At 62.4% G+C, this 6,326-nt stretch carries 6 protein-coding genes and 1 rRNA gene; 3 read left to right on the forward strand and 4 right to left on the reverse strand.

Annotated features, from left to right (window positions below; all coding sequences use genetic code 11):
* The first annotated feature begins 18 nt into the window (after positions 1–18).
* The 3 genes from BMY06_RS12370 (at position 19) to rpoD (ending at position 3,628) form a co-directional block, all read left to right on the forward strand.
* Positions 19–354: a helix-turn-helix domain-containing protein gene (locus BMY06_RS12370; protein ID WP_065064907.1), complete on the forward strand. Its 336-nt coding sequence runs from the start codon at positions 19–21 to the stop codon at positions 352–354.
* A 294-nt stretch (positions 355–648) separates the two neighbouring features.
* A complete protein-coding gene (locus BMY06_RS12375; protein ID WP_074983352.1) occupies positions 649–1,077 on the forward strand; it encodes a GFA family protein in 429 nt (142 codons plus the stop codon).
* 697 nt (positions 1,078–1,774) lie between these two features.
* A complete protein-coding gene (rpoD, locus tag BMY06_RS12380; RefSeq protein WP_234775142.1) occupies positions 1,775–3,628 on the forward strand; it encodes an RNA polymerase sigma factor RpoD in 1,854 nt (617 codons plus the stop codon).
* Between the two features lie 126 nt (positions 3,629–3,754).
* Here the strand turns inward: rpoD and BMY06_RS12385 are convergent, their stop codons facing one another.
* The 4 genes from BMY06_RS12385 to rrf form a co-directional block, all read right to left on the reverse strand.
* Entirely contained in the window at positions 3,755–4,420 is a 666-nt protein-coding gene (locus BMY06_RS12385) for a DUF799 domain-containing protein (RefSeq protein ID WP_065064875.1), read from the reverse strand.
* Positions 4,421–4,434: 14 nt separating this feature from the next.
* Positions 4,435–4,800, reverse strand: a complete 366-nt coding sequence (locus BMY06_RS12390) for a DUF4810 domain-containing protein (protein WP_065064877.1) — start codon at positions 4,798–4,800, stop codon at positions 4,435–4,437.
* A gap of 47 nt (positions 4,801–4,847) precedes the next feature.
* Positions 4,848–5,525: a CsgG/HfaB family protein gene (locus tag BMY06_RS12395; protein ID WP_065064879.1), complete on the reverse strand. Its 678-nt coding sequence runs from the start codon at positions 5,523–5,525 to the stop codon at positions 4,848–4,850.
* Between the two features lie 624 nt (positions 5,526–6,149).
* Positions 6,150–6,263: ribosomal RNA gene (gene rrf, locus BMY06_RS12400) — 5S ribosomal RNA — on the reverse strand.
* Between the last annotated feature and the right edge of the window lie 63 nt (positions 6,264–6,326).

Genomic DNA, 6,326 nt, shown 5'->3' on the forward strand with positions numbered 1-6,326 from the left:
ATAGGTATAATGCATGACATGGAAGCCCCAGACACTCATTTTCCCGTGCAGGAACTGCTGCGCCGGCTGACGGCAGATAGCCGCTCATCCAGCGAGATAGCAAGGCTTTCCGGCGTCAGCCAGCCTACCGTTTCGCGGCTTCGCGCTTCGAACGGGCGCAGGCTGCGCCGTAGCGCGTCATTCAATAAGCTATGCAGTTTCTATGGTGTGAAGGCGGCCGCGCGTCAGGCGGGCGCCTATAACGATCTGCTGCGCAACGCTATCGTCGAGGCGTGGGACGGCTCGGAAGAGCACGGCCGCGCCCTGCTGGTCGTGATCAACGGCTTGAAGGAACTGCGGGAGCGGCCCGGGTGAGCGCGGCGTGCGCTTGAGGTAACCGGATTTGGGAGACGTCACCTGTCGATGGTCCCCTTCGGCGCCAAAATCTGACGGAAAGTACGTTTTTTTCGCGGTCAACAGGGCTTCGGAGGCCTTGTGGCGTCTGGGATGCGCGTCGCAGGGCGTATTTCGGCGCGAAAAGCCCCATAAGCGGTAACCTTTGGGCCACAGCACGTTACCGGGAAACGCGAAACACACGCCTCGCGCGCCGGCTTGCGCTGTTCCGTAACGTTTCGCCGGGTTTGCTCGCCCGACCTGCCAAAGGGTGCCATGAACACGATCGCCCCCTCCAAACCCCACGCCTCGCTGCGCGGGCAGTGCCTGTGCGGCGCGGTGCGCTACCGCGTGAACGACGCATTCGGCTACGCCTTCAACTGCCACTGCTCGCAGTGCCGACGCGCGACCGGCGCGGCGTTCAAGCCGTTTGCGGGCATCGAGCGCGCGCAGCTGCGTCTGGAAGCCGATCAGGCCGACGTGCTCGTCTACGGCGATCCACAGGCCGCGCACGACATCCGCTGCCGCCAGTGCGGCTCGCTGCTCTATTCAGTGGTGCGCGAAGGCGCGTATGTCCACGTGACGATGGGCACGCTCGTCGACGCGCCCACGATCCGGCCGCAAGGTCACCTGTTTGTCGGCTCGAAGGCACCGTGGCACGACATCACCGATACGCTGCCGCAGTACGACACCTTTCCGCCGTAACCGGCGGGCGCAACACGCGTAAAGACGGGCATCAGCGCCCGTCAACGGTTATGAGCACAGCACGTTCTATATAGTGTGGGTTGCGAGCGCCGCGACCGGTTTAACGGGGAACGATTGCGGCGGCTGGCGATTGTGATACGACGTGCAACTATCCGTTTCGCTCATCGATAGAAAAACGGAGAACCGGGAACCCGGATACTTGTCTAATTCACACGCGCAGAGAAACGTCAAACAGGAAAATCCAACGTAGAAAAGCGATGCGGCAACGAAGTCTCCCACGCGGCTTTCATCCATTTCGAATGCGCTTCGACCCCGAAAGGGCGGCGCGGACTATGGCGCGGTGCGCCAACACCACGTTCGGGTTGCTTCGCATGGCGTAACGCACTACCATACGCGATCTTTCTGCATTGCACGAAAATCCAGGACGCCACGCCGTCGTGTGTTGGCGCTCGCTCGGCGGGACCTCGCGCCCCCGCCCATTCCCCTGCAATTTCGTCATCGCCAGGACGCCACGCCGCTGGCGCGTGACCCTTTTTGCCCTCGTGGGGCAATTCCTTTCGAGGAGAATGTATTGACAAGCCATGACCGGGAAGACGCGCCCACGTCTACCCGCACCGCCCGCCGCGGTTCCAAGGACAAGACCGGCGATGCGACTCCGTTGGACGGCGCCTCGCAACTCGAAAAGCGCCAGCATCAGATGCGCGCGCTGATCAAGCTCGGTCGCGAGCGCGGCTATCTGACGCACGCAGACATCAACGACCACCTGCCCGACAACTTCGCGCAGACGGCCGCGCTGGAAACCATCGTCGCGACGTTTAACGACATGGGCGTGCAGGTCTACGAGCAGGCGCCCGACGCCGACACGCTGCTGCTGAACGAAGATTCGCGCGCCGACCGCCAGGCCGACGACGAAGCCGACGAAGAAGTCGAAGTCGCGCTCTCGACGGTCGACTCGGAATTCGGCCGCACGACCGACCCCGTGCGCATGTACATGCGCGAAATGGGTTCGAGCGAGCTGCTCACGCGTGCCGGCGAAATCGAAGTCGCCAAGCGCATCGAAGACGGCCTCCAGGAAATGATCCAGGCGATCGCGGCTTGCCCGTCGATCGTCGCGACCATTCTGGCGGACGCCGATCGCGTCGCGGCCGACGAAATGCGCATCGACGAGCTCGTCGACGGCATCGGCAGCGACGAAGCCGCTGCGGAACCGGCGCCCGCCGCCGAAGCCGACTCGAGCGACGACGTCGAAGCCCAGGCCGGCGACGACGACGACTCGGACGACTCGGACAGCGAAGAAGACGCGGAAGCCGACAACGCCAAGGCGAACGAAGCCCTGCTCGCGCAGCTCAAGGCGGACAGCCTGGCGATCTTCGCGCGCGTGCGCACGCTGTTCGACGCCATGACCTGCACCGGCGACGCCAATGCACGCGCGACGGCCGCCGAAATGCAGATCTGCGCCGACATCCAGAGCGAACTCGCACCGATCCGCTTCACGGCCCGCACGATCGACCGCCTGTGCACGCTGCTGCACGAGCAGGTCGCGGCGATCCGCGCAATCGAGCGCAACGTGCTGGCGATCGTCGTCGACCGCTGCGGCATGCCGCGTGAGACGTTCATCGAACAGTTCCCGGGCAAGGAAACCGACCTCGAATGGGGCGTGCGCGCAGCCGCCGCCTCGACGAAGTACGGTCCCGCGCTCGAGCGCAGCCTGCCGGCCGTTCAGGCCGAACAGCGCAAGCTCGCCGAAATCGAAGCCGCAGCCTCGCTGTCGCTGCAGCAGATCAAGGCGATCAACCGTCGCATGACGGCCGCTGAAGCGAAGATGCGCCAGGCGAAGGGCGAGATGGTCAAGGCCAACCTGCGTCTCGTGATCTCGATCGCGAAGAAGTACGTGAACCGTGGCATGCAGTTCCTCGACCTGATCCAGGAAGGCAACATCGGCCTGATGAAGGCGGTGGACAAGTTCGAATATCGCCGCGGCTGGAAGTTCTCGACGTACGCCACGTGGTGGGTGCGCCAGGCCGTGACGCGTGCGCTCGCCGACCAGGCGCGTACGATCCGCGTGCCGGTGCACATGATCGAAACGATCAACAAGCTGAACCGCATCTCGCGCGAGATCCTGCAGCAGACCGGCATGGAAGCGCATCCGGCCGACCTCGCCGCACGCATGGGCATGACCGAAGAGAAGGTGCGCGGCATCCTCAAGATCGCCAAGCAGCCGGTTTCGCTCGAAAGCCCGGTGGGCGACGACGGCGACGCCACGCTCGGCGACATGATCGAGGACGCAGGTTCGGCATCGCCGGCCGACGCCGCGATCCATGCGAACATGCGCGCTGCGATCGACGAGGCGCTCAAGGCGCTCTCGCCGCGCGAAGCAAAGGTGCTGCGCATGCGCTACGGCATCGACACGACCTCGGACCACACGCTCGAGGAAGTGGGCAAGCAGTTCGACGTCACGCGCGAGCGTATCCGCCAGATCGAAAGCAAGGCAATGCGCAAGCTGATGCACCCGAGCCGCGCCGACAAGCTGCGTCCGTTCCTGGAGCGCTAAGCGCTTTTCCGCCGCGCGGCAGTTGAGCGCGCCGGAATGAAAAAGGCCCGTCACTTCGGTGACGGGCCTTTTTATTTGCGGCTGCGTTATTGCCGCTTTATAGCCGCGTGATTGCGGCGTACGGCTTCAGTCCGTGCCAAACTTCGGCGAATGCGGACCGTACAGCAGGCCCGTCGGCGGACCCGCGTGCAGCAGACGATAGCTCGTCACGCCCGCGATATCGTGGCTCTTGTCGGTCAGCGAATTCGCGACCTGCTTGATGGCCGCCATCACCAGCATGCCGATCAGACCGCCGCCGCTGTTGTTGTTGCCTTCGTTGCTGTTCGCGCTCGCGCTGCCTTGCCAGAGCACGTCGCCGCTCTTCAGATCGACGAGTTTCGCCGATGCCGTGACGACCGTCGCGCTGTCGAGTACGCGATACTTCGTGCCGTATTGCGTGATCGTCGCGTACACGGCCGCGTCCGCGCCGAAAATCTCGCGCAGCTTCTCGGGCGAGGTCTTCTGGATGTCGGCCGGCGTCGTGAGCCCGTTCTGCTTGAACGTCTCCTCCATGACCGCGACCGGGATCACGTAGTAACCGGCTTCGGCGAGCGGAAACGTCATCTGCGAGAGCATGCTGTCCGACGCGGTCACGTCAGTCGTCGAGTTATCGGGCGGCAGCACGAGAATCGTGCGCGGACGCGCGTTCTTGAACGCCGTGTAATCCACGTGTTTGACGGGCTGCGCGCAGGCGGACAGCAGGGCGAGCACGGAGACCGCGAGCCAGAGCTTGAGGGAAAGGATTCGGGACATGTCGGTGCGCTCGCTTATTGTTGCTTCGGTTTCTTCATCAGGAAGTCCATGTAGGTCGTCGACTCGGGAAAGAGATTTTTCTCGGCGTCGAATTCCTGCATAGCCTGGGTGTCGTTGCCGACGTTCGCGTACAGCAAGCCCAGTTGGGCGTGGAAGCCCGGCGGCGTCTTGTTGCCCTTCGCGCGGATTTCCTGCAGCGACTTCTCGAGCGCGTCGATCTGTTCCTGCGGCGACTTCTGACCTTTCAGGTAGTCGTAGACGCCCGGCTGATAGCCGGTCCACTGATAGAGCGGCGGCGTGGCGGGCGCGCAGCCCGCGAGCAGCAGCGTCGCTGCCGTGACAGGCAGACACAATCCCCGAAGCGTGCCGATGTATTTCATGGTTAAACCCCGTATGCGTAGTTGTTTTGATCGGTGGATGCGGATGCTCAGTGCGCGGTGCGCAGCGCGCCCGCGTCGACCTGATCGGCCAGGTGATTGACCGCTTCCTGGATCGCCAGCTCGAGCACCTTGCCGTTGAGCGTCGAGTCGTAGCTCGCGGTGCCGCCGAAGCCGATGATTTCGCGATTCGACAGGCTGTATTCACCCGCGCCTTGCGACGAGGCGACCACTTCCGACGTCGTGGTATCAACGACGTTGATGCTCACCTTCGCGTAGGCGATCTGGTTCTTGCCGCTGCCGAGAATGCCGAACAGCTGGTGGTCGCCGACTTCCTTGCGGCCGAATTCGGTGACGTCGCCCGTGATGACGTAGTTGGCGCCCTTGATCGTCTGGACTTGCTTCGCGAAGCCGGCTTCCTGACGAATCTCGTCGAGATTGTCGCGATCGAGCACGTTGAAACGGCCGCTTTGCTGCAGCGACGTGATCAGAATGGTCTTCGCCTGGCCGCCGAGACGGTCGATGCCATCGGAGAAGATGCCGCGCATATAGGCCGAGCGGTTATCGAATTTGCCGACAGCAATCTTCACCGGCTGGCCGACGGGCGGACGCTGCGCGCTCGCAACGGGAGGAACCGGCAAGGTACGCGACGACTCCGTCGCGCAGCCGCTCAGCGCCGCGATCGCAGCCGCGGCGAGCACCGCGCCGCAGGTCAGGGACAACTTCATGGAGACTCCTTGGGTAATAGAAGGAACTGAAACGACGACGCGCGTGCACAGGACGGCACGCGCGAATAAAGCGACAGGAGATTGGAGTGCAGCTGCGAGATGCGGCGCTGGATGAGATGCTGTGCGGCTACGGCGCGTGTGAACGCGCCGTGTGTCGTTTCGCGGCGAAAATGAATGGCGCAGTACAGTTCTGCGCGCGTGGTCATTCCATCGGCGTTGCATGTTTCGCGCTTCCTGCACGCGAACGCGTGCGCGGAAGCTCCCCGGATTCTTGTCGGTATAACGTGTTATTTTAAGTTCGTAGCAAAAAGCTACCCACGAGTATATATCGACGGAATTTTGCGAAACTTCAACAAATAAGCAATTTGATGCTATTTAAATATTTTAATTCACTGATTCTTAAAGCGATTTAATGTCGTCTTGAAATTGCCTTTAGAAGATAGCGCAATTGCGCACAGGGAGGGCTAAGAATGCAGATGTCGAAGGCAAAACGGCCGTCCCTTGGGACGGCCGTTTTTTTGTTCCTGCTTGAGCGTTCTGGCTACGTGTTTTTCCCACGCCCAAACGCCAGAACCCCGGCTCTCTTTCTGGAGAAGCCGGGGTTCTGGACGTACTGCATAAGAAGCCTGACGATTACCTACTTTCACACGGGCAATCCGCACTATCATCGGCGTAGAGTCGTTTCACGGTCCTGTTCGGGATGGGAAGGGGTGGGACCGACTCGCTATGGTCATCAGGCATGACGGGTTGCTGCGTCGCCTTTGGGGGCGCCACAGCCAATCTGGAAGAAGCGTAAAGAGT

The organism is Paraburkholderia tropica (genome assembly GCF_900109265.1).
Classification (GTDB): domain Bacteria; phylum Pseudomonadota; class Gammaproteobacteria; order Burkholderiales; family Burkholderiaceae; genus Paraburkholderia; species Paraburkholderia tropica.